Below are 20,623 nucleotides of genomic sequence, written 5' to 3'. Positions count from 1 at the left end.
TGCGCGGGCCACCGGGCGGTCCCGGCGTCCCGCGCTGTGACACCATGAACGGCGTCATGGCAGCCCCACGCGCTGAGGTCGTGATCGACCTCGACAACCTCCGGCACAACGTCGCCCACCTCGCCGCCCTCGCACCGGGCGCCGAGACGATGGCGGTGGTCAAGGCCGACGGGTACGGGCACGGCGCGGTCGAGGTGGCGCGGGCCGCGGTCGAGGCGGGCGCGACGTGGCTGGGCTCCTGCTCGCTGGCCGAGGCGCTGGCCCTGCGCGCGGCGGGGCTGACCGTGCCGGTGCTGGCCTGGCTCGACCCGCCCGGCACCGACTACGCCCCCGGCGTGGAGCAGGGCGTCGACCTGGCCGCGTCCTCGGTCCGGCAGCTCGACGCCATCGCCGACGCCGCCACCAGGGCCGGCCGCACCGCCCGCGTCCACCTCAAGATCGACACCGGGCTGTCCCGCAACGGCTGCCAACCCGCCGACTGGCCCGAGCTGGTGGAGCGGGCCGCGCGCACGCCCAACGTCGAGGTGCACGCCATCTGGTCGCACCTGGCCGTCGCCGACGAGGTCGGCCACCCCGCCACGGACGCCCAGGCCGAGCGCTTCGACGACGCCTACCGCGCGGCGCTGGCCGCCGGGCTCGACCCGCGGCGGCACCTGGCCAACTCCGCCGCCGTGCTCACCCGGCCCGACCTGCACTTCGACCTGGTCCGGCCGGGCATCGCGGTCTACGGCCTCAACCCGGTGCCGGTGCCCGCCGACCTGCGCCCGGTGATGACGTTCCGCTCGTCGGTGGCGATGACCAAGCGCGTCCCGGCCGGCGAGGCGGTGTCCTACGGCCTGACCTGGACCGCCAAGACCGACACCACCCTGGCCTTGGTGCCCGCCGGGTACGCCGACGGCGTGCCGCGCGCGTTGTCCAACCGGGCGCACGTGTGGCTGGGCGGCAGGCGGCACCCGCTCGTCGGCCGCGTCTGCATGGACCAGGTCGTGGTCGACTGCGGCGACCACGAGGTCGCCGAGGGCGACGAGGTCGTGCTGTTCGGCGCCGGCGCGCACGGCGAGCCGACCGCCCGCGAGTGGGCCGACACCGTCGGCACCATCGACTACGAGATCGTCACCGGCATGTACCGGCCGCGGGTGACCCGCAGCTACGTCGGGGCGCGTCGGTGAACACGCTGTGGAAGGCCGTCGGGTGGGCCGGCGGCGTCCTCGGCGCCGCCGCGACCGGCGTCGCGGTGGGCGTGGCCGCCAACCAGAAGAAGGTCGCCCACGACCGCGAGGCCGCCGACCCGCTGGTCGACGAGCCCCTGGGCGAGCTGGTCCCGACGCGGGAGTCCACGGTCGCCGCCGACGACGGCGTGCCGCTGTCGGCCGAGGAGGTCGACCCGGCCGACGGCGGCCCGCCAGGGCTGACCGCCGTGCTGGTGCACGGCTTCGCCCTGGACCGCCGCTGCTGGCACTTCCAGCGCCGCGACCTGGCCGGGCTGACCGGGCCGCGGGTCCGCCAGGTCCTCTACGACCAGCGCGGCCACGGCCGTTCCGGGCGTTCCGGGCCCGAGACCAGCACCATCGACCAGTGCGCGCGCGACCTGGACGCGGTGATCCGCTCGATGGCGCCCAAGGGGCCGCTGGTGCTCGTCGGCCACTCCATGGGCGGCATGACGATCATGGCGCTGGCCGAGCAGCGGCCCGAGCTGTTCGCCGACCGGGTGCGCGGCGTCGCCCTGGTCGGCACGGCGGCGGGCGCGGTCGGCGGCGCGGGCCTGCCCAAGTCGGTGCTGTCCCGGTACAACCCGGTGACGATAGGCGTGGGCAGGCTGGCCGGCTTCCAGCCCGGCCTGGTCGAGTGGGTCCGCCGCCGGGCGTCCACGCTGACCTGGAGCGGCATCCGGGCGCTGGCGTTCGGCGACCGGCACGCCAGCCCGTCGCTGGTCGACCTGATGGCGAAGATGATCAACGGCAACGCCGTCGAAGTGCTCACCGGGTTCCTGGACACCCTCGGCACGCACAACCGCTACAAGGCGCTGGCCGGCCTTCGGCACTGCGAGGTGCTGGTGATCAGCGGTGACGCCGACCGGATCACGCCGTTCTCGCACGCCGAGCGGATGGCCGAGGAGATGCCGCACGGCGAGCTGGTCCGCGTGCCCGGTGCGGGCCACATGCTCATGTTGGAACAACCCGACCTGGTCACCGGGCACCTGGTCGGTCTCCTCCGGCGCAGCGCCGCGGGGGGCTCGGAAAGCAGGCGGGCGTAGTGGCGACGAGCGTGACGCTCCCCGAGGTGGCGGACACCGAGGAGTTCGGGCGCAGACTGGGCGGGCTGGTGCGGGGCGGCGACCTCGTGCTGCTGTCGGGGCCGTTGGGCGCGGGCAAGACCGCGCTGGTGCGCGGGCTGGCCGCGGGCCTCGGCGTGAGCGGCCGGGTCAGCTCGCCGACGTTCGTCATCGCGCGGGTGCACGACCCCGCGCCGGGCGGGCGCGGCGTGCCGCTGGTGCACGTCGACGCCTACCGGCTCGGCGGGCACCTCGACGAGCTGGACGACCTCGACCTCGACACCGACCTGGTGGACGCGGTGGTGGCGGTCGAGTGGGGCGAGGGCGTGGCCGAGCGGCTGAGCCCCGACCACCTGCTGATCACCCTGGAGCGGCGGGACGACGACGTGCGGGTCGCGCACCTGCACCCGCACGGCGCCTGGGCCGGGCGCGACCTACCGCTCTGAGGCCGGTTCCGCGATCCCGCGCACCACGCCCAGTTCGACCAGGTCCTGCGGCCGCAGCCGCAGGTCGTCGGCCAGCTCCCGCACGTCGGACCGCTTGAGGATGGCCGCCGCCAGTTCGGGCGCGATCACCGAGAAGTAGGCGTCCGGCGTGATCCAGGTGTGCTCCGGCGACGACAGCGCCAGCGCGCCGCCGGACCCGCCCTCGCCGATCACCAGGGTGGTGATCGGCACGCGGGCCCGCGCCACGGTCGCGAACAGCTCGGCGATGGCCGCGCCGACGCCCGCGCGCTCGGCCGCGGCGTCGTTGGCCGCGCCGGGCGTGTCGACCAGGGTCAGCACGGGCAGCGCGAACCGCTCGGCCAGCCGGACCAGGCGGGCCGCGGTGCGGAACCCGGCGGGCGTGGTGGCGGTGCCGGTCTGCGCGGCGAACGCGACGGCCCGCCCGGCCCGCAGGCCGATCCCGCACAGCATCCCGGGGTCCACGCCGCCCGCCCGGTCGCCGCTGACCGGCACCCGGTGGTCGAAGTGGGCGTCCAGGTAGGCGCGGGCGCGGGGGCGCTCCGGCGCGCGGGCCCGCCGCACCGCGTCCCACCCGGTCGCGGGCAGGTCGGCGGCGCCCAGGGCGCGCGGCACCTCGGCGGGCACCGCGTCGCCGCGGGTCAGCAGGTCCAGCACGGCGGCGACGGTGGCGTCCACGTCCGCCGGCGGGACGACCACGTCCACGGTGCCCGCGGCGAACTGGCCCTCGGCGGTGTAGGCGGGGTCGTCGGCGGGCCGCACCCTGCTGCCCGCGAACCCGACCTGGGCGCCCGCCACCGCGACCACGTAGTCCGCGCCCGCGCCCAGCGACGCCCACAGGCCGCCGGTGGTCGGGTCGCCCAGCACGGACACGTGCGGCAGGCCGGCCTCCCGGTGCAGCGCGCACAGCCGCGCCACCCGCTGGAGCTGCCGCAGCGACAGCATCCCCTCCTGCATCCGGCTGCCGCCGGTGGCGATCCGCGACACCACCGGCAGGCGGGCCGACCGGGCCTCGGTGAACGCCTCCTCGATCAGCGCGCCGGCCGCCGTGCCCACCGAGCCGCCCAGGAACCGGAAGTCGAAGGTGATCCGCACGGCGGAGGCGTGCCGCTCCCAGGACACCGACTCGGTCGCGCCGCCGGACCGCTCCCGGGCCCGGTCGAGCTGCGCCCGGTAACCCGGCCAGCCCAGGGGGTCCGAGGTCACCGGAGTTCCCGCTTGAGGACCTTGCCCATGTCGTTGCGGGGCAGCGCGTCCAGGTAGCGGACCACGCGCGGGCGCTTGTGCGGCGCGAGCAGGCGGGCCACGTGGTCGCCCAGCTCCTCCGGCGCGGGCGGCTCGCCCTCGGCCACCACCCACGCCACCACGCGCTCGCCCAGGTCCTCGTCGGGCTCGCCGGTCACCGCGACCTCGGCCACCGCCGGGTGCTCCAGCAGCGCGTTCTCGATCTCGCCCGCGCCGATCTTGTAGCCGCCGCTCTTGATCAGGTCCGTGGCGCGGCGGCCGACGAGCCGCAGGTAGCCGTCCGGTTCGACGACGGCCAGGTCGCCGGTGCGGAACCAGCCGTCGCGGAAGGCCGCGCGGGTGGCGTCGGGGCGGTTGAGGTACTCCAGGAACAGGTTGGGCCCGCGCACCTCCACCTCGCCCGGCTCGTCGCCGACCACGCGCACCTCCACGCCGTCCAGCGGCGGGCCGACCGTGCCGGGCCGCCGGTCGCCGTCGGCGCGGACGCCGGTGATCATCAGCGTCTCGGTCATCCCGTACCGCTCGACCACGCGCTGCCCGGTCAGCCGCTCGATCCGCTCGTGGACGGTCGCCGGCAGCGGTGCCGAGCCGGACACCAGCAGCCGGGCACCGCGGAACGCCCCGGCGTGCTCGGGCTCGCCCGCGATCCGGTGGTACATCGTGGGCACGCCGAACATCATCGTGCCGCCGCCCGCCAGCGCCCCGGCGGCCTTGGCCGGGGTGAACGACCCCAGGTGGTGCGCCGTCCCGCCGCGCCGCAGCGGCCCGAGCACCCCGACGACCAGGCCGTGCACGTGGAACAGCGGCAGGCCGTGCACCACGACGTCGTCGGCGGTCCACCGCCACGCCGCGGCCAGGGCGTCCAGGTTCGACGCCAGCGCGCGGCGCGGCAGCACCACGCCCTTGGGCGGCCCGGTGGTGCCGCTGGTGTAGACGACCAGGGCCGGCGCCTCGCCGTCCGGCTCCGGGAGGTCCCCCTCGGGGCCGGCCGGCAGCTCGTCATCGATCACCAGGTCGGGTGCGCTGTCGCCGAGGACGTGGGCGAGTTCCCGCTCGCCGATCTTCGGGTTGAGCGGCACCACCGGCACACCGGCCAGCAGCGCGCCCACCACGGCCACGCAGGTCTCGGGCGTGGACCGGGCCCAGACGGCCACCCGGCGCCTGCCCCGCAGGCCGTGGGCGACCCGGCGCGCCTCGGCGGCCAACTGCTCGTAGGTCAGCTCCCGCTCGGGGAAGCGCAGGGCGATCTTGGGCGACGGCGTGGCCAGCGCTGGCAGCAGCATCGCTCCAGGGTGCTCAACCACGCCGTCGTGCGCATCACAGATGTGGTTCGAGCCACGCCATCAGCTGGATCTTCGGCCGCGCGCCCACGGTCTGCGCGACCAGCTCGCCGTCCCTGTAGAGCTGGAGCGTGGGCGCGGACATGATCCGCTGGTCCCGGGCGGTGCGCGGGTTGGCGTCGGTGTCCAGCTTGGCCACCACCAGGTCGTCGCGCTCCCGGTCGATCTCGGCGAGCACGGGCTCCAGCATCCGGCACGGCCCGCACCAGTCGGCGCGGAACTCCACCAGCACCGTCCCGGTGCGCACCGCCTCGGTGAACGTCTCGTCGGTCAGCGTCCGCACGGCCTGCTCCTCTGCTCGGCTTCCTCCAGTTGCGCGCGCACCTGGTCCCGCACGGCCCGCAACCTGGCCAGGCACTCGTCCAGCTCGGCCAGCTTGCGCCGGTACACCGCGACCGACGCCGGGCAGGCGTCGCCGCTGGCGTGGCCGTCGCGCAGGCACTGCACGAACGGGCGGGTGTCCTCCAGGGCGAACCCGATGCCGGTCAGCGAGCGGATCTCGTGCACCAGCCGCAGGTCGTCCTCGTCGTACTCCCGCTGACCGTTGGCGTCGCGCCGCGCGGTCAGCAGCCCCAGGGACTCGTAGTAGCGCAGCGCCCGGGTGGTGGTTCCCCCCAGCCGCGCCAGTTCACCGATGCGCACGATGCCGATCCTTCGCCTTGACGTGGACGTCAAGGCAAGTGTGGCTTGCGACACCTCTATTCTTGTCCGTTGTGCTAGTGCTCGCCTTGGACACCGCCACCCCCGCCGTGACGGCCGGTGTCGTGGAACTGACGGCCGACAAGTCACCGCGCCTGCTCGCGCAGCGGGTCACGGTGAACCCGAAGGCGCACGGCGAGCTGCTGACGCCGCACCTGCTGGAGGCGCTGGCGGAGGCGGGGCACCGCCCCGCGGACCTGGACGCGATCGTCTGCGGCTCGGGCCCCGGCCCGTTCACCGGCCTGCGCGTCGGCCTGGCCACCGCCGCCGCCCTCGGCCAGGCCCTCAACCGGCCGGTCTACCCGGTGCCGACCCCGGACGCGATCGCCCTGGACGCGTGCACCGGCAAGCCGCTGCTGGTGGCCACGGACGCGCGGCGCAAGGAGGTCTACTGGGCCGCCTACGACGCCGCCGGGCGCCGCACCGAGGGCCCGCACGTCGACCGGCCCGCCGACCTGCTGCCGAAGCTGACCGCGGTGGCCGCGGCGGCGGGCGAGGGCGCCGAGCTGTACGCCGACGTGCTGGGGCTGCCGGTGGTCGACGCCCGCTACCCGTCGCCGGTGTCCCTGGTCGCCGCGGCCGCCGAGGACCTGCTCGCGGGCGCCCGGCCGGCCGCGCTCACCCCGCTCTACCTGCGCCGGCCCGACGCGGTCGAGCCGGTCGGCCGCAAGCGGGTGACCAGGGCGTGAACGCCGGCACCGTGACCATCGCGCCGCTGCGCCACTCCGACGCGGCGCGGTGCGCGCAGATCGAGCAGGAGCTGTTCCCCGGCGACGACCCGTGGAGCGAGCGGGCGTTCCTCAGCGAGCTGGACAACGGCAACTTCTACGTCGGCGCGTACTCCGGCGGCGAGCTGATCGGGTACGCGGGCCTGGGCCTGACCGACTTCGAGAGCAGCGTGCACACCATCGCCGTGGACGCGCGGTTCCAGGGCGGCGGCGTCGGCAAGGCCCTGCTGCGCGCCCTGCTGGCCAGGGCCGACGAGGCGGGGCTGCCGGTGTTCCTGGAGGTCCGCACCGACAACGCGCGGGCCATCGACCTCTACCTGGCGCACGGCTTCGAGCACCTGGGCCTGCGCCGCCGCTACTACCAGCCGTCGGGTGCCGACGCGTACACGATGGGAAGGCCCGCCAACCGTGACTGACCGGCTCATCCTCGGTATCGAGAGCTCGTGCGACGAGACCGGCGTCGGCATCGTCCGGCTCGGCCCGGACGGCGCGCTGGAACTGCTCGCCGACGAGGTCGCCTCCAGCGTCGAGGAGCACGCCCGCTTCGGCGGCGTCGTGCCCGAGGTCGCCTCCCGCGCCCACCTGGAGGCCATGGTCCCGACCATGCGCCGCGCGGTGGAGCAGGCGGGGGTCGAGCTGCGCGACGTGGACGCCATCGCGGTCACCGCGGGCCCCGGCCTGGCGGGCGCGCTGCTGGTCGGCGTGGCCGCGGCCAAGGCGTACGCGGCGGCGCTGGACAAGCCGCTCTACGGCGTCAACCACCTGGCCGGCCACGTGGCCGCGGACACCCTCCAGCACGGCCCGCTGCCGGAGCGGTGCGTCGCGCTGCTGGTGTCCGGCGGCCACTCGCAGCTGCTGCTGGTCGAGGGCCTGGCGGAGCGGATCACCGAGCTGGGCTCCACCGTGGACGACGCGGCGGGCGAGGCGTACGACAAGGTGGCCCGGCTGCTCGACCTGCCCTACCCGGGCGGGCCGCCCATCGACCGGCTGGCCAAGCAGGGCAACGGGTGCGCGATCGCGTTCCCGCGCGGCCTGACCGGGCCGAGGGACGCCAAGTACGACTTCTCGTTCTCCGGGTTGAAGACCTCGGTCGCCCGGTGGGTGGAGAAGCGCGAGCGGGCCGGCGAGGAGATCCCGCTGGCGGACGTGGCCGCGTCGTTCCAGGAGGCCGTGGCCGACGTGCTGACGGCCAAGGCGGTCCGGGCGTGCCGGGACCTCGGCGTGGACACGCTGGTGGTGTCCGGCGGGGTGGCGGCCAACTCGCGGCTGTCGGGGCTGGCGGCGGAGCGGTGCGCCGAGGCGGGCATCGAGCTGCGCGTGCCGCGCCCCCGGCTGTGCACGGACAACGGCGCGATGATCGCCGCGCTGGGGGCGCACCTGGTGGCGGCGGGCGCCAAGCCGTCGTCGCTGGACCTGTCCACCACGCCCGGGCTGCCGGTCGGCACGGTCCAGGTCTTCTAGGGCCGGGTCTTCCGGGGCCGGGTCTTCCGGGTTCCAGCCGGTTCGGCCCGTCCGGTCCCGCCGACCGGACGGGCCGAACCGGTCCGCTCGGACAGGTCCGTGCCCGATCAGGTCCGCTCGGCCGGTTCCCCACCGGCGTACCCGGCCTCGAAAGCCGCCGCGAACCCCTCCGCCCCCAGCACCTCCCGAACCGCGGCCGTGATCCGGTCCACGTCCCCGCGCTCACCCGGCGGCAGCGGCACCCCCACCGAGTCCCGCGCCGCCGCGGCCGCGCCCAGCAACCGCGCCGCCTCCGCCGCCTCACCACCCGCCGCCCGCGCGCCGGCCATGCCCTCCAACCCCAGCGCCACCGCCCGCGGATCACCGGACGTCCTGGCCAGCGCCAACCCCTCGGCCTGCAGCTCCAGCGCCCGGTCCACCTCACCGCGCAGCTCGGCCACGAACCCCAGCTCGGCCAGCGGCAGCGTCGCGGCCAGGTCCCCGCCGACCTTCCGGTGCCACGCCAGCACCCGCCCGAACCGCTCCTCGGCCTCGTCCAGCAGCCCCTCCCGCCGCGCGCCGAGCGCCAACCCGGTCTCCGCGTACACCTCACCCGGCGGGAACCCGTGCTCGACCGCGATCCGCCGCGCTCGTTCGTGCAGGTCGCGGGCTTCCGCCAGATCACCGGTCAGCAGCGCGACCCGTCCCAGCCAGGACAGCTTGTAGGACACCTCGGGCCACGACCGCAGCTCCTCGGCGACCCGCAGCCCCTCCCGGTGCACGGCGGCGGAACGCGCGTAGTCGCCGTCCATCTGGGCGAGCACGCCCAGGGCGAACGACGCCTTCAGCAGCCCCCACCGATCACCCACCTCGGTGAACAGCGCGGCGGACAGCGCCGCCGACTCGCGGGCCTGGTCGACCAGCCCGCGCGCCGGCAGGTGGTTCACCAGGTCGGCGTGCGCGGCGGCCACGCCCCACCGGTCGCCCAGCTCCTCGAACGCCGCCAGGGCCTGCCGGGTCAGCTCCTCGCCGCGGGCCATGTCCCCGACCGTGGCCAGCACGTACCCGAGGAACCACCGCGCCCGCGCGCGTTCACCGGGGTCCTCGATCTCCGCGGCCCGGGCCACGGCGGCCGGGTCGACCGCCTCGCCCGCGAGCACGCCGAGCGCGGCCCGCCAGGCGACCGTGACCGGGTCGTCGCCGGTCAGCAGCCGGAGCGCCTCGCGCAGCCTGCCGCGCAGGAACCAGTAGCAGGTCAGCGCCCGCGCCAGCCGCGCCGGGTCGGGCACCGCGTCGAACGCGGCCCGCAGGTTCGCCGCGTCCGCGTCCAGCCGCTCCAGCCACCGCAGCTGGTCGGGCCCGCGCAGCTCGGGGTCGGCCCGCTCGGCCAGCGCCAGGTAGAACTCGGCGTGCCGCCGGCGCACGTCCTCCAGCTCGCCAGCCTCGCGCAGCCGCTCCCGCCCGTAGTCGGCCACCGACTCCAGCAGCCGGAACCGGGGCGTGCCGGTGTGCTCGGGCGCCACCACCAGCGACCGGTCGACCAGGCGGGTCAGCACGTCCGGCACGTCCGCCGCCGCGACCCCGCCGCCCGCGCACACCGCCTCGGCGGCGTCGAGCGCGCACCCGTCGACGTGCGCGGACAGCCGGCGCAGCACCGCGCGCTCGGTGTCGTCGAGCAGGTCCCAGCTCCAGTCGATCACGGCGCGCAGGGTGCGGTGCCGAGCCGGCGCGTCCCGGTGGCCGCCCGCCAGGACGCGGAACCGGTCGCGCAGCCGGTCGAGCAGGGTGGGCAGGCCCAGGCCGCGCACCCGCGTGGCGGCCAGCTCCAGCGCCAGCGGCAGCCCGTCCAGCCGCCGGCAGACGGCCTCCACCAGCGGCGCGTTCTCCCCGGTGACGGCGAACCCGGGCGCCGCCGCCGCGGCCCGCGCCGCGAACAGCTCGACCGCGCCCGGCAGGTCCAGCGGCGGCACGGCCCACACCACCTCGGCGGCCAGCGCCAGCGGCTCCTGGCTGGTGACCAGCACCCGCAGCCGGGGCGCGGCCCGCAGCAGCCGCGACACCAGCCCGGCCACCGGCTCGACCAGCCGCTCGCAGTTGTCGAGCACGAGCAGCGCGTCCCGGGTCCGCAACGCGTCCACGACCCGGTCGACGGGGTCGCCGAACCGCCCGCCGCCGTCGTCCCGGACCCCGAGCACGGCGGCGACGGCCGCGACGACCTGCTCACCGTCGCCCGCGCCCGCCAGCTCGACCAGCCACACCCCGTCCGGCGCCCCGGACCCGCGCGCCACCTCGACGGCCAGGCTGGTCTTGCCCACCCCGCCGGGCCCGGTGAGCGTGACCAGCCGCACCCGGCCGAGCAGGTCGCGCAGCCCGCGCACGGCCGCGTCCCGCCCGACGAGCGCGGTCACCGCCGCCGGCAGGTTCGTCCGCGACCGCTCGACCGCCCGCCCGGAGCCGGGCGCCGGGTCGTGACCCGAAGCCGGGTCGTGGTCGGGCGTCGCGCTGCCGGGTGTCGGGTTGGCGTAGGGCACCGGACCACTGCCGAGCGCCGGGTCCTGCCGCAGGATCGCCAGGTGCAGCGCGGCCAGCTCGGGCCCCGGCTCCAACCCCCGCTCCTCCGCCAGCAGCGCCCGCAGCTCCGCGTAGCTCTCCAGCGCCTCCACCTGCCGCCCGGCCCGGTACAGCGCCCGCATGTGCAGCCCGCGCAACCGCTCCCGCAGCGGGTACCGAGCCACCTCCGCCGCCAGGTCCACCCCGCCCGGCGCCACCTCGGCCAACCGCTCCACCGCCGCCAGCCGCTCCTCCTCCCAAGCCGCCACCACCCCGGGCACGAACGGCGCGTCCGCGAACTCCGCCAGCGGCTCACCGCGCCACAGCCCGAGCGCCTCCGCGTACCGCCCGCCCGCCACCAGCTCCCGGAACCGCAGCAGGTCCAGCGACCCGGCACCCACCCGCACCGCGTACCCGGTCGGCTCGCGCACCACCAGCGGACCCAGCACCCGCCGCAGCTGGGAGACCTTCGTCTGGAGCGTGTTCACCGGGTTCCCGGGCGGCCGGTCGCCCCACAGGTCGAACACCAGCCGGTCCACCGGCACCGGCCGACCCCCGTGCGCCAGCAGGTCCGCCAGCAGCAGCCGCACCTTCGCCTCCGGCACCCGCACCGGCTCGCCCGCCGGCGTCCACACCGCCAGCGCCCCCAGCACCCCGAACCGCACGAGGGGCACCGTAGCCAACGACCCCCAGCGAACCCCCAGGGTTCCGTGCGCGCGGCCGGGCACCGTGGTGATCACCACGGAACGAGGAGTGAGCGCATGAGCGGCAAGACCCCGCTGACCCTGATCGGCCTCGGCCCCATGGGGCGGGCCATGGTCCACCGGTTCCTCGACGCGGGTCACCGGGTCACCGTCTGGAACCGCACCGCGAGCCGGGCCGACGACGTGGTGGCCCGGGGCGCCACCCGCGCCGCGACCGCCGCCGAGGCCGTCGAGGCCAACCGGCTGGTGCTGCTGAGTCTGACCGACTACGAGGCGATGTACGCGGTGCTCGACGGCGCCGACCTGGCCGGTCGCGTCGTGGTCAACCTCAGCTCGGACACCCCGGAGAAGACCCTCAAGGCCGCCGCGTGGCTGGCCGAGCGCGGCGCGGAGCTGCTGGTGGGCGGCGTGATGGTGCCCGCGCCGCTGGTCGGCGACCCGAGCGCGTACGTGTTCTACAGCGGCCCGGAGGAGGTGTTCGACCGCCACCGGGACGTCCTGGCGGTCATCGGCAGGCCCGACCACCTGGGGCAGGACCACACCCTGGCCCAGCTGTTCTACCAGGCGCAGCTCGACGTGTTCCTGACCTCGCTGGCCGGGATGCTGCACGCCATCGCGCTGGTCGGCTCCGCGGGCGTGAGCGCCGAGCGGTTCGCGCCCTACCTGGGCGACCTGCTGTCGTCGCTCAACCTGTACGTCGAGGAGACCGCGCGGCACGTCGACGCCGGCGAGCACCCCGGCGACCAGGCCAACGTGACCATGATGGGCGCCACGGCCGACCACATCGTGGGCGCGACCGAGGCCGCCGGGCTCGACGCCGCGCTGCCGAGGGCGGTCCAGTCGCTCTACCGGCGCGCCGTCGAGGCGGGGCACGGCAGGGACAGCTGGACCGCCCTGGTCAACGTGATCCGGGGCCGCTAGGCGGCTCGGCCGGACGGCTCGGCTAGACGGCGTTCAGCTCGGGGTTGCGGTCCTCGACCACGAACGACTTCAGCGTCGTGGCCTCGGCCCCGGGCGTGCGCACGTAGGGCAGCGCGCGGAAGTCCGCCCGCAGCTCGCCCGCGGTGAACTTCGTCCGCACGTACCCGCGCCGCCTGCTGTGCAGCTTGATGTGCGGGTTGTTGCGCAGCTGCACCTCGTCGGCGGTGTCGTTGCCGTCGCCGCCGGAGGTGACCGACGTGCAGACCAGCTCGGTGCCGACGGTCCGCGACGCCGGGTCGTCCCAGTCCGCCTTGATGTCGGCCGCGTAGGCGGCGTGCACGTCGCCGGTGAGCACGACCGCGTTGCGGACCTTGGCGTCCACCCAGCCGCGCGTCACCCGGTCGCGGGAGGCGAGGTAGCCGTCCCAGGAGTCCATGGACAGCTCCTTCTCCGGCCCGTCCTTGCGGTCGCGCTCGGCGAAGAAGACCTGCTGGCCGAGCACGTCCCAGCGCGACCGCGACCGGCGGAACCCGTCGAGCAGCCACGCCTCCTGCGCGGCACCGGTGATGGTGCGGGTGGGCAGCCCGGCGTCGGTGCAGGTCTTCCAGCCGTCGCCGCACGCCTGGTCGTCGCGGTACTGGCGGGTGTCGAGCATGTGGAAGTTGACCAGGCCGCCCCACTGGACGCGCCGGTAGAGCTGCATGTCGATGCCGTTGGGCCGGGCACCGCGCCGCAGCGGCATGTTCTCGTAGTAAGCCCGGAACGCCGCCGCGCGCCGGTCGAGGAAGGCCGGGTCCGGCTGCTCGGGGACCTCGTCGGCCCAGTTGTTCTCGGTCTCGTGGTCGTCCCACACCACCACCCACGGCGCCACCGAGTGCGCGAGCTGGAGGTCCTCGTCGGTCTTGTACTGGGCGTGCCGGAGCCGGTAGTCGGCCAGCGTGCGGGTCTCCGGGCCGACCACGGTGCGCACGTCCGCCGCCTTGGCCGCGTACTCGTACTGGTAGTCGCCCAGGTGGAGCACCACGTCCGGGTGGTCCTCGGCGAGCCGCCGGTACGCGGTGAAGTAGCCCTCGCCGTAGTGCGAGCAGGAGGCGAAGCACATGGTCAGCGCCTGCCCGAGCACCCACGGCTCGGGCGTGGTGCGGGTGCGGCCGACGGGGGACAGGTGGTCCTGCACCTTGAACCGGTAGAAGTACTCGCGGCCCGGGCGCAGGCCGGAGGTCTCCACGTGCACGCTGTGGGCGGTCTCCGGGCGGGCGAGCTGCACGCCGCGGCGCACCACGCGCCGGAAGCGCTCGTCCTCGGCCAGCTCCCAGTGCACGGGCACGACGCGGTCGGGCATACCGCCGCGGCCGTCCTCGTTGAGGGGGGTAGGGGCCAGGCGCGTCCACAGCACCATGCCGTCGGAGCTGGGGTCGCCCGAGGCGACGCCGAGGGTGAAGGGGTTGTCGAGCTTCGCGCGGCCGGCTCCCGCGGTGGCCGCTGTCGCGAGGGCCACACCGCCGATGAGCAGGGAACGTCGGGTCACCGTGGTCATGGGTGGACACCGTTCCCGACGGTGTTGGCGACGAGGTGAACTGCGGTGTGACACGAGTGGACGACTTCGGGCGGGACGTTGCGGGGGGTCGTTGAAGCGTTGGCACTCGCATGGGTAGAGTGCTAGTCGCACGGCACCAGCAACCGCCCCGACCCCCGCGACGGCGGGGTGGCAGGAGCCGTAAACGCAACCTGCCAACGCTTTCGACGACCGTGGAGGTCAGCCCGGTGAGCGTGAACATCAAGCCGCTCGAGGACAAGATCGTCGTCCAGGCCAGCGAGGCCGAGACCACGACCGCTTCCGGCCTCGTGATCCCGGACACCGCGAAGGAGAAGCCCCAGGAGGGCAAGGTCCTCGCGGTGGGCCCCGGCCGCATCGACGACAAGGGCAACCGCGTCCCCGTGGACGTGGCCGTCGGCGACGTCGTCATCTACTCGAAGTACGGCGGCACCGAGGTCAAGTACAACGGCGAGGAGTACCTGATCCTCTCCGCTCGCGACGTGCTGGCCGTCATCAACTGACGCTCGGCTGACACGCAAGGCGCCCCGGCGACCCCATCACCGGGGCCTACCGGGGCGTTTTCGCACTTGAGAGAGGCGTGAAGGGTATGGCCAAGCAGATCAGCTTCGACGAGGACGCTCGTCGGGCGCTTGAGCGCGGCGTGAACAAGCTCGCGGACACGGTCAAGGTGACCCTGGGCCCGCGCGGCAGGCACGTGGTGCTCGACAAGAAGTTCGGCGGGCCGACGGTCACCAACGACGGTGTGACCATCGCCCGCGAGGTGGAGCTGGAGGACGCGTTCGAGAACCTCGGCGCGCAGCTGGCCAAGAACGTGGCCACCAAGACCAACGACGTGGCCGGCGACGGCACGACGACCGCGACCGTGCTGGCCCAGGCCATGGTGCGGGTCGGTCTGCGCAACGTCGCCGCGGGCGCCAACCCGACCTCGCTGGGCCGCGGCATCCAGGCCGCCGCCGACGCGGTCGTGGACGCGCTGAAGGCGAAGGCCACGCCGGTCAAGGGCCGCGACAACATCGCGCAGGTCGGCACCGTGTCGTCCCGCGACGAGTCCATTGGCGGCCTGCTCGGCGAGGCGATCGAGAAGGTCGGCGAGGACGGCGTGATCACCGTCGAGGAGTCCTCGACGCTGGCCACCGAGCTGCAGATCACCGAGGGCGTCCAGTTCGACAAGGGCTACATCTCGGCGCACTTCGCCACCGACCTGGAGGCCCAGGAGGCGGTGTTCGAGGACGCCCGCGTCCTGCTGCACCGCGAGAAGATCTCGGCCCTGGCCGACCTGCTGCCGATCCTGGAGAAGGTGGCCGAGGCGGGCAAGCCGCTGGTCATCATCGCCGAGGACGTCGAGGGCGAGGCGCTGTCCACCCTGGTGGTCAACGCCCTGCGCAAGACGCTGCGCGTGGTCGCGGTCAAGGCGCCGTACTTCGGCGACCGCCGCAAGGCGTTCCTGGACGACCTGGCGGTCGTCACGGGCGCGACGGTCATCTCCTCCGAGGTGGGCCTGAAGCTGTCCGAGGCCGGCCTGGACGTGCTGGGCTCCGCCCGCCGCATCGTGGTGTCCAAGGACGAGACCACGATCGTCGACGGCGGCGGCTCGAAGGCCGACGTGGCCGGGCGCGCCGAGCAGCTCAAGCGCGAGATCGAGGCCACGGACTCCGACTGGGACCGCGAGAAGCTGCAGGAGCGGCTGGCCAAGCTGTCCGGCGGCGTGGCGGTCATCCGGGTCGGCGCGGCCACCGAGACCGAGCTGAAGGAGCGCAAGCACCGCATCGAGGACGCCGTCGCGGCGACCAAGGCGGCGGTGGAGGAGGGCATCGTGCCCGGCGGCGGTTCCGCGCTGGTGCACGCCTCCAAGGTGCTCGACGGCAACCTCGACCTGACCGGCGACGAGGCCACCGGTGTCGCCGTCGTCCGCGAGGCGCTGGGCTCGCCCCTGTTCTGGATCGCCGCGAACGCGGGCCTGGAGGGCGCGGTCGTGGTCAACAAGGTCCGGGAGCAGGAGTGGGGCTTCGGCCTCAACGCCGCCTCCCTGACCTACGGTGACCTGCTCGAATCGGGCATCATCGACCCGGTCAAGGTCACCCGCTCCGCGGTCGCCAACGCCGCTTCCATCGCCCGCATGGTGCTCACCACGGAGAGCGCCGTCGTGGAGAAGAAGGAAGAGGAGCCGGCCGCCGCCGCGGGCCACGGCCACGGTCACGGCCACGGCCACTGACCCACCGCACCACCCCTGAAGGGGCGGCCCCCTCCCGGGGCCGCCCCTTCCCCATCTCCCACCCCCGCTCATGCCTCCACCCCCCGCGTGTCATGCCTTCACCTCCGGCGTGTCATGCGCTCACCTCGGGCGTGTCATGCCTCCAGACCTCGCGAGTCGAACGCTCAGACCCCTCGTGTCGAACCTCCAGGACCGGCGAGTTCCACGTTCAGCCCCGGCGTGTCCTCCGCTCGGACACCGCGTGTCCTCCGGTCCGACACCGCGAACCGACCGCTCGGGCACCCCGGGAAAACGTGGAGGGGCGGCACCCGCGGGTGCCGCCCCTCCACGTCGTCGCTCGTCAAGCAGGCGTCAGTTGCCGTTTGCGGGCCTTGATGATGCTGTCCCGCTCCGACTCCGAAAGCCCACCCCATATCCCGTACGGTTCCTGAACCGCCAGGGCATGTCGTCGACACATCTCCAGTACCGGGCACGACAGGCACACCGCCTTGGCGCGCGCCTCCCGCCGAGCCCGCGCCGGTCCGCGTTCGCCATCCGGGTGGAAGAAGAACGCACTGTCCATCCCGCGGCACGAGCCGCGCATCTGCCAGTCCCACAGATCCGCGTTGGGACCGGGAAGCCTACGGGTGTCCGCCATCGAGACCGCCTCCTTGGCCCATTGACGTGCACTGCTCCATTCGGCTTAACGATGATCCACCGTAGAACCGCGTCAATGCTTGTTCAAGAGGATCTGAGGCAGAGGGCCGGCAATTCATTCGATGGGTGATCAGACGCGGTTCAAACCCGAAGTTGCCGGTGACATCAGGTGAACGGACCATGTCACCGTGACAACGCCCCCCGACCACAACGGCACCGCGGCCGAAGGCGAACCGGAAACCATTGGGGCAGACGATGATCCCGCCCATTCGGTGACGCTCTCGGTGGCCGCGGTGGCCCGTCGGCTGGGCATTGCGCCGGCTACTCTCCGCACTTGGGACCGCCGCTATGGCCTCGGACCCAGTGATCACACAACCGGGCGACACCGTAAATACGCACCGCTGGACGTGGCCAGGTTGGAGCTGATGCAGCGCGCCCTGCTGCGCGGAGCGTCGTCCGCCGAAGCCGCCAAGTACGCCCTCGCCGCGCCCGTCCCCGGGCCGCGCGCCACGCGGTCGCACCCGTCGCCGGACGCGCCCGTGCTGACCGGGGGCGAGCTGGACGAGGGTGCCGCGCCCCGCCGGGACCTCGACCTGGGCGCGGCCAACCGGCGGGCCAGGGGCGTGGGCCGGGCGGCGGTGGCGCTGGACTCGGCGGCGGTGCAGTCGCTGCTCGCGGCCGCCGTCGAGGCGGACGGGGTGGTCGCGACCTGGGACGACGTGGTCCGCCCGGTGATGGCGGCGCTCGCCGCGCGGTGGGCGCACTCGGGTGCCGGCGTGGAGGTGTCGCACCTGCTGGAGGAGTGCGTGCGGACCGCGATGATCCGCGCGACGCCCGTCGTCACGCGGCCGCGCAACCACCGGCCGGTGCTGCTGGCGTGCGTGCCGGCCGAGCGGCACGACCTGCCCCTCTACCCGCTGGCGGCGGTGCTGGCCCAGCGCGGGGTCGGCGTGCGCCAGTTCGGTGCCGCGCTGCCGCTGGACGCGCTGGTCGCCGCCGTTCGGCGAACCGCACCGGCGGCGGTCGTGCTGTGGGCCCAACTGCCGCGGTACGCCGATCCGGGTGTGGTGGTCGCGCTGCCCCGGACGCGCCAGCAGGTCCGCGTGTTCGTGGGTGGTCCCGGCTGGGCGCGCGGGGTCGTGCCGCAGCCGTCGGAGCGGATCGACGACCTCGCGGCGGCCGCGGACGCGGTGGAACGCGCCGTCTGCTGAACACGCCGGGGCTGAACGTGGAACTCGCCGGTCCGGAAGGTTCGACACGAGGGGTCTGAGCGTTCGACTCGCGAGGTCTGGAGGCATGACACGCGGGGGTTGAGCGCATGACACGCCGGGGCTGAGTGGAGGACACGCGGTGTCTGGGTGGAGGACACGCGGGGTTGGAGTGGAGGACACGCGGGGGTGGGGGAGGGGAGGTGGGGCGGAGGATGGTGGGGTGGATGTTCGGCGTGCTGCGTTCGGGGATCGGCCCGAGGTCGGGGTTTGGGCGGCTGCGGGTGGGGGTGGGGTGGAGGAGCGGTGGTTGGCCGCTGTGGTGCTGGGTGGGCAGGGGCATTACGCGGCGGCGGCGGGGGTGTTGGGGGAGTTGATCAAGGGGGGTGGGCTGTTCGGGTCGTTGGCGGCCTCGACGCTCGCTTCGCACCGCCGTCAGCTCGGGGGGCACTCGGCGGCCCGGGGGTTGGACGCGCTGGCGCTGCGGGTGGCGGTGGAGGTCGGGGGTACCGGGGGACCGGGGGTACCGCGGCGGGGGGATCCCGACGGGGTGGACGCGGACGGGGCGCTCGCGGACGCGTTGCTGGGGCTCGCGGCCGACGCGGTGGGGGCCGGACGGGTGGGTGAAGCCCGGAGGTTGCACGGGAGGGTCCGGCCGCTCGGTTGGCGCAGTCGGGTGCGCCACCAGTGGGTGGCGGCGGAGATCGAGTTGGCCGACGGTCACGCGGAGCGCGCGGTGGGGCCCGCCGAGGAGGCCGCCCGGATCGCCCGGGAGGTGGGCGCAACGCGACACATCCTCAAGTCCGACCTGGTCCTGGGGACCACGCTCGTGGTGCTCGGAACCCCCGAAAGCGTTGACAGGGGCCGCCGTTTGCTGCACTGTGACCTAAATCACACTGACCAACGGGACCTGGTGTCGTTGTTCTGGCCGGCGGCACTCGTACTCGCAAACCTGCAGGAAGACCGCAGTTCTGCGGACGAACAGAACATGAAGGTTCGAACAAAAAACGCTCTGAGCTGCGTGTTGCGGAGAGCTGATCCCATCAGCCGACGACTGGCCGACCGATCGCCGTGGATCCCGACTGCGCTGCTCCGTTCCGGGGAACCCCCGAACGCAGACGCTGAGACGAACTTCTTGACGGATTAAGCACCGGATCGTGTCAAGGTTCGGCCCCTAGCGTCCGATAGGGGATGTGGAACGTCACTCGGCTGCAGGGAGGAGTCCCCGTGACCACGGTCCTTATTTGCGACGACCGGCGCAGTGTGCGGGAGGGTCTCACCCGCGTGATGTCGGCTGTCCCCGGGGTTAGCCGCATCGACTGCGTAGCGCACGGTGACGAGTTGTTGGCTCGGTTCTCTCGGCAGCCGGTCGACGTCGTACTGGTTGGCACCCAGCGCGCCGTCCCGACCGGGGTCGAAGCGACCCGGCGACTCGTCTCGGCCAACCCGCAGGCAAACGTCATCGTCTTCGGCGCACCGGACGACGCGGGCAGCATCGCCGCCGCGATCGCCGGCGGCGCCCGCGGCTACCTCCGCTGGGACGCCTCGCGCCCCGAGCTGGTCGCCGCGCTGGCGCACACCCTCGCGAGCACCAGCGTGCCCGCGCCGCGCCAGCCCTCCGACCCGGGCGTGCAGCTCACCGAGCGCGAGCTGCAGGTCCTGCGCGGCATGAGCCAGGGCAAGAGCAACGGGCAGATCGGGCGCGAGCTCTACCTGTCCGAGGACACGGTGAAGACGCACGCCCGCCGGCTGTTCCGCAAGCTCGGCGTGCGCGACCGCGCGCAGGCCGTGGCCCACGGCTTCCGGCGCGGCCTGGTCTCCTAGCACCCGCGCGAACGGGTAAGGCGGGTCACACCGACGCTCCTTCCTCTTGCCGGCCCGGCCGACGTCACCGTCGCCGGGCCGGCTCGCCGTCCACGGCGTGTCGGCAGGTCGCGAGGCGTCTCCGCACCCGTTGCGCCCCACACGGCCGGGTGACCGGTACGGTAGGGGTCACCGGTACGGGCGACGTCGGTCGCCCCGTGCTGTTCTCTGTCGATACGCCTGCGCGTAACACCGGGGCTGCTGTCTGCGATGACCAACTTGGGGGACGGACTGGACGCCGAAGTGGGCGCAGCCGTCGATGGCGACCGCCACGCGATCGAGCGGCTCCTGGCATCCATCCGACCCCTGGTGGTGCGGTACTGCCGCGCCCGTGTCGGAAGGCAGGAGAGGTCTTTCGCTTCGGCGGACGACGTGGCCCAGGAGGTGTGTCTCGCGGTGCTGACGGCCCTGCCCAGCTATCGCGACCAGGGTCGGCCGTTCTTGGCGTTCGTCTACGGGATCGCCGCGCACAAGGTGGCCGACGCGCATCGCTCAGCCGCCCGGAACCGGTCCGAGCCGGTCCCGGAGGTGCCGGACGCCCCGGAGACGGAGGCCGGCCCCGAGCAGCGCGCCATGCAGGGCGAGCTGTCGGACCGGATGGCCGCGCTCCTGAAAGTCCTTCCGGAGAAGCAGCGGGAGATCCTGCTGCTCAGGGTGGTCGTCGGCCTCTCGGCCGAGGAGACCGCCGACGCGGTCGGCTCCACGCCGGGCGCGGTACGGGTGGCGCAGCACCGCGCCCTGGCCCGCCTCCGCAAAGCCTTGGCGGCGGAGGAGGTGGTCTGA

The 20,623-nt window shown here is 74.3% G+C and carries 20 protein-coding genes; 13 read left to right on the top strand and 7 right to left on the bottom strand.

Annotated elements, in window-relative coordinates; all coding sequences use genetic code 11:
* The first annotated feature begins 56 nt into the window (after positions 1 to 56).
* The 3 genes from alr to tsaE are packed head-to-tail and all read left to right on the top strand — an operon-like array spanning position 57 to position 2,718.
* Positions 57 to 1,169: an alanine racemase gene (alr, locus tag EKG83_RS43770; protein WP_033428615.1), complete on the top strand. Its 1,113-nt coding sequence runs from the start codon at positions 57 to 59 to the stop codon at positions 1,167 to 1,169.
* The gene (locus tag EKG83_RS43765; RefSeq protein ID WP_033428616.1) at positions 1,166 to 2,254 is read left to right on the top strand and encodes an alpha/beta fold hydrolase; all 1,089 of its coding nucleotides are present in this window, start codon (positions 1,166 to 1,168) and stop codon (positions 2,252 to 2,254) included. Before alr ends, EKG83_RS43765 begins: the two co-directional genes overlap by 4 nt.
* Positions 2,255 to 2,265: 11 nt before the next feature.
* A complete protein-coding gene (tsaE, locus tag EKG83_RS43760) occupies positions 2,266 to 2,718 on the top strand; it encodes a tRNA (adenosine(37)-N6)-threonylcarbamoyltransferase complex ATPase subunit type 1 TsaE (protein ID WP_228122427.1) in 453 nt (150 codons plus the stop codon).
* Here tsaE and EKG83_RS43755 read toward each other — a convergent pair.
* Genes EKG83_RS43755 through EKG83_RS43740 form a run of 4 tightly spaced genes read right to left on the bottom strand, consistent with a single transcriptional unit; the run spans position 2,707 to position 5,963 of the window.
* Entirely contained in the window at positions 2,707 to 3,942 is a 1,236-nt protein-coding gene (locus tag EKG83_RS43755; protein WP_051764695.1) for a carboxyl transferase domain-containing protein, read from the bottom strand. The genes tsaE and EKG83_RS43755 overlap by 12 nt on opposite strands.
* Positions 3,939 to 5,264: an acyl-CoA synthetase gene (locus tag EKG83_RS43750; protein WP_033428618.1), complete on the bottom strand. Its 1,326-nt coding sequence runs from the start codon at positions 5,262 to 5,264 to the stop codon at positions 3,939 to 3,941. The genes EKG83_RS43755 and EKG83_RS43750 overlap by 4 nt, the downstream gene beginning before the upstream one ends.
* Before the next feature lie 34 nt (positions 5,265 to 5,298).
* Positions 5,299 to 5,604, bottom strand: a complete 306-nt coding sequence (locus EKG83_RS43745; RefSeq protein WP_033428619.1) for a thioredoxin family protein — start codon at positions 5,602 to 5,604, stop codon at positions 5,299 to 5,301.
* Entirely contained in the window at positions 5,592 to 5,963 is a 372-nt protein-coding gene (locus EKG83_RS43740) for a MerR family transcriptional regulator (RefSeq protein WP_033428620.1), read from the bottom strand. Before EKG83_RS43740 ends, EKG83_RS43745 begins: the two co-directional genes overlap by 13 nt.
* 71 nt (positions 5,964 to 6,034) lie before the next feature.
* On the opposite strand from EKG83_RS43740, the gene tsaB reads away from it, so the two are divergent.
* From tsaB to tsaD, 3 genes are read left to right on the top strand one after another with little or no spacing between them, the layout of a single operon-like run.
* Positions 6,035 to 6,709, top strand: a complete 675-nt coding sequence (gene tsaB / locus EKG83_RS43735) for a tRNA (adenosine(37)-N6)-threonylcarbamoyltransferase complex dimerization subunit type 1 TsaB (protein WP_033428621.1) — start codon at positions 6,035 to 6,037, stop codon at positions 6,707 to 6,709.
* 11 nt (positions 6,710 to 6,720) lie between these two features.
* Positions 6,721 to 7,164: a ribosomal protein S18-alanine N-acetyltransferase gene (rimI, locus tag EKG83_RS43730; RefSeq protein ID WP_033428809.1), complete on the top strand. Its 444-nt coding sequence runs from the start codon at positions 6,721 to 6,723 to the stop codon at positions 7,162 to 7,164.
* Positions 7,157 to 8,209 (top strand): tRNA (adenosine(37)-N6)-threonylcarbamoyltransferase complex transferase subunit TsaD, encoded by a 1,053-nt coding sequence (gene tsaD / locus EKG83_RS43725; protein WP_033428622.1) that lies wholly within the window; start codon positions 7,157 to 7,159, stop codon positions 8,207 to 8,209. Before rimI ends, tsaD begins: the two co-directional genes overlap by 8 nt.
* 107 nt (positions 8,210 to 8,316) lie before the next feature.
* Here the strand turns inward: tsaD and EKG83_RS43720 are convergent, their stop codons facing one another.
* A complete protein-coding gene (locus EKG83_RS43720) occupies positions 8,317 to 11,403 on the bottom strand; it encodes an AfsR/SARP family transcriptional regulator (RefSeq protein ID WP_033428810.1) in 3,087 nt (1,028 codons plus the stop codon).
* A gap of 96 nt (positions 11,404 to 11,499) precedes the next feature.
* On the opposite strand from EKG83_RS43720, the gene EKG83_RS43715 reads away from it, so the two are divergent.
* A complete protein-coding gene (locus EKG83_RS43715; protein WP_033428623.1) occupies positions 11,500 to 12,363 on the top strand; it encodes an NAD(P)-dependent oxidoreductase in 864 nt (287 codons plus the stop codon).
* Between the two features lie 22 nt (positions 12,364 to 12,385).
* Here the strand turns inward: EKG83_RS43715 and EKG83_RS43710 are convergent, their stop codons facing one another.
* Entirely contained in the window at positions 12,386 to 13,900 is a 1,515-nt protein-coding gene (locus EKG83_RS43710) for an alkaline phosphatase D family protein (RefSeq protein WP_033428624.1), read from the bottom strand.
* Positions 13,901 to 14,127: 227 nt separating this feature from the next.
* On the opposite strand from EKG83_RS43710, the gene groES reads away from it, so the two are divergent.
* Both groES and groL read left to right on the top strand, forming a co-directional pair.
* A complete protein-coding gene (groES, locus tag EKG83_RS43705; protein ID WP_033428811.1) occupies positions 14,128 to 14,421 on the top strand; it encodes a co-chaperone GroES in 294 nt (97 codons plus the stop codon).
* An 86-nt stretch (positions 14,422 to 14,507) separates the two neighbouring features.
* The gene (gene groL / locus EKG83_RS43700) at positions 14,508 to 16,133 is read left to right on the top strand and encodes a chaperonin GroEL (RefSeq protein WP_033428625.1); all 1,626 of its coding nucleotides are present in this window, start codon (positions 14,508 to 14,510) and stop codon (positions 16,131 to 16,133) included.
* A 340-nt stretch (positions 16,134 to 16,473) separates the two neighbouring features.
* On the opposite strand, the gene EKG83_RS43695 is transcribed toward groL, so the two are convergent.
* Positions 16,474 to 16,770 (bottom strand): WhiB family transcriptional regulator, encoded by a 297-nt coding sequence (locus EKG83_RS43695; protein ID WP_033428626.1) that lies wholly within the window; start codon positions 16,768 to 16,770, stop codon positions 16,474 to 16,476.
* Between the two features lie 271 nt (positions 16,771 to 17,041).
* On the opposite strand from EKG83_RS43695, the gene EKG83_RS43690 reads away from it, so the two are divergent.
* The 4 genes from EKG83_RS43690 to EKG83_RS43675 all read left to right on the top strand — a co-directional run bounded on the left by EKG83_RS43690 (position 17,042) and on the right by EKG83_RS43675 (position 20,623).
* Positions 17,042 to 17,980: a MerR family transcriptional regulator gene (locus EKG83_RS43690; RefSeq protein WP_322746695.1), complete on the top strand. Its 939-nt coding sequence runs from the start codon at positions 17,042 to 17,044 to the stop codon at positions 17,978 to 17,980.
* Positions 17,981 to 18,296: 316 nt separating this feature from the next.
* Entirely contained in the window at positions 18,297 to 19,124 is an 828-nt protein-coding gene (locus EKG83_RS43685) for a hypothetical protein (protein WP_407690806.1), read from the top strand.
* Positions 19,125 to 19,204: 80 nt separating this feature from the next.
* Positions 19,205 to 19,801 carry a response regulator transcription factor gene (locus EKG83_RS43680; protein ID WP_015805222.1) on the top strand — a complete coding sequence of 199 codons (597 nt, stop codon included), beginning with the start codon at positions 19,205 to 19,207 and terminating at the stop codon, positions 19,799 to 19,801.
* 249 nt (positions 19,802 to 20,050) lie between these two features.
* Positions 20,051 to 20,623 carry a sigma-70 family RNA polymerase sigma factor gene (locus tag EKG83_RS43675; protein WP_033428627.1) on the top strand — a complete coding sequence of 191 codons (573 nt, stop codon included), beginning with the start codon at positions 20,051 to 20,053 and terminating at the stop codon, positions 20,621 to 20,623.

It is taken from the genome of Saccharothrix syringae (genome assembly GCF_009498035.1).
GTDB lineage: Bacteria > Actinomycetota > Actinomycetes > Mycobacteriales > Pseudonocardiaceae > Actinosynnema > Actinosynnema syringae.
Note: the sequence above shows the minus strand (reverse complement) of the source record. Positions and strands in the feature narration are given on the sequence as shown.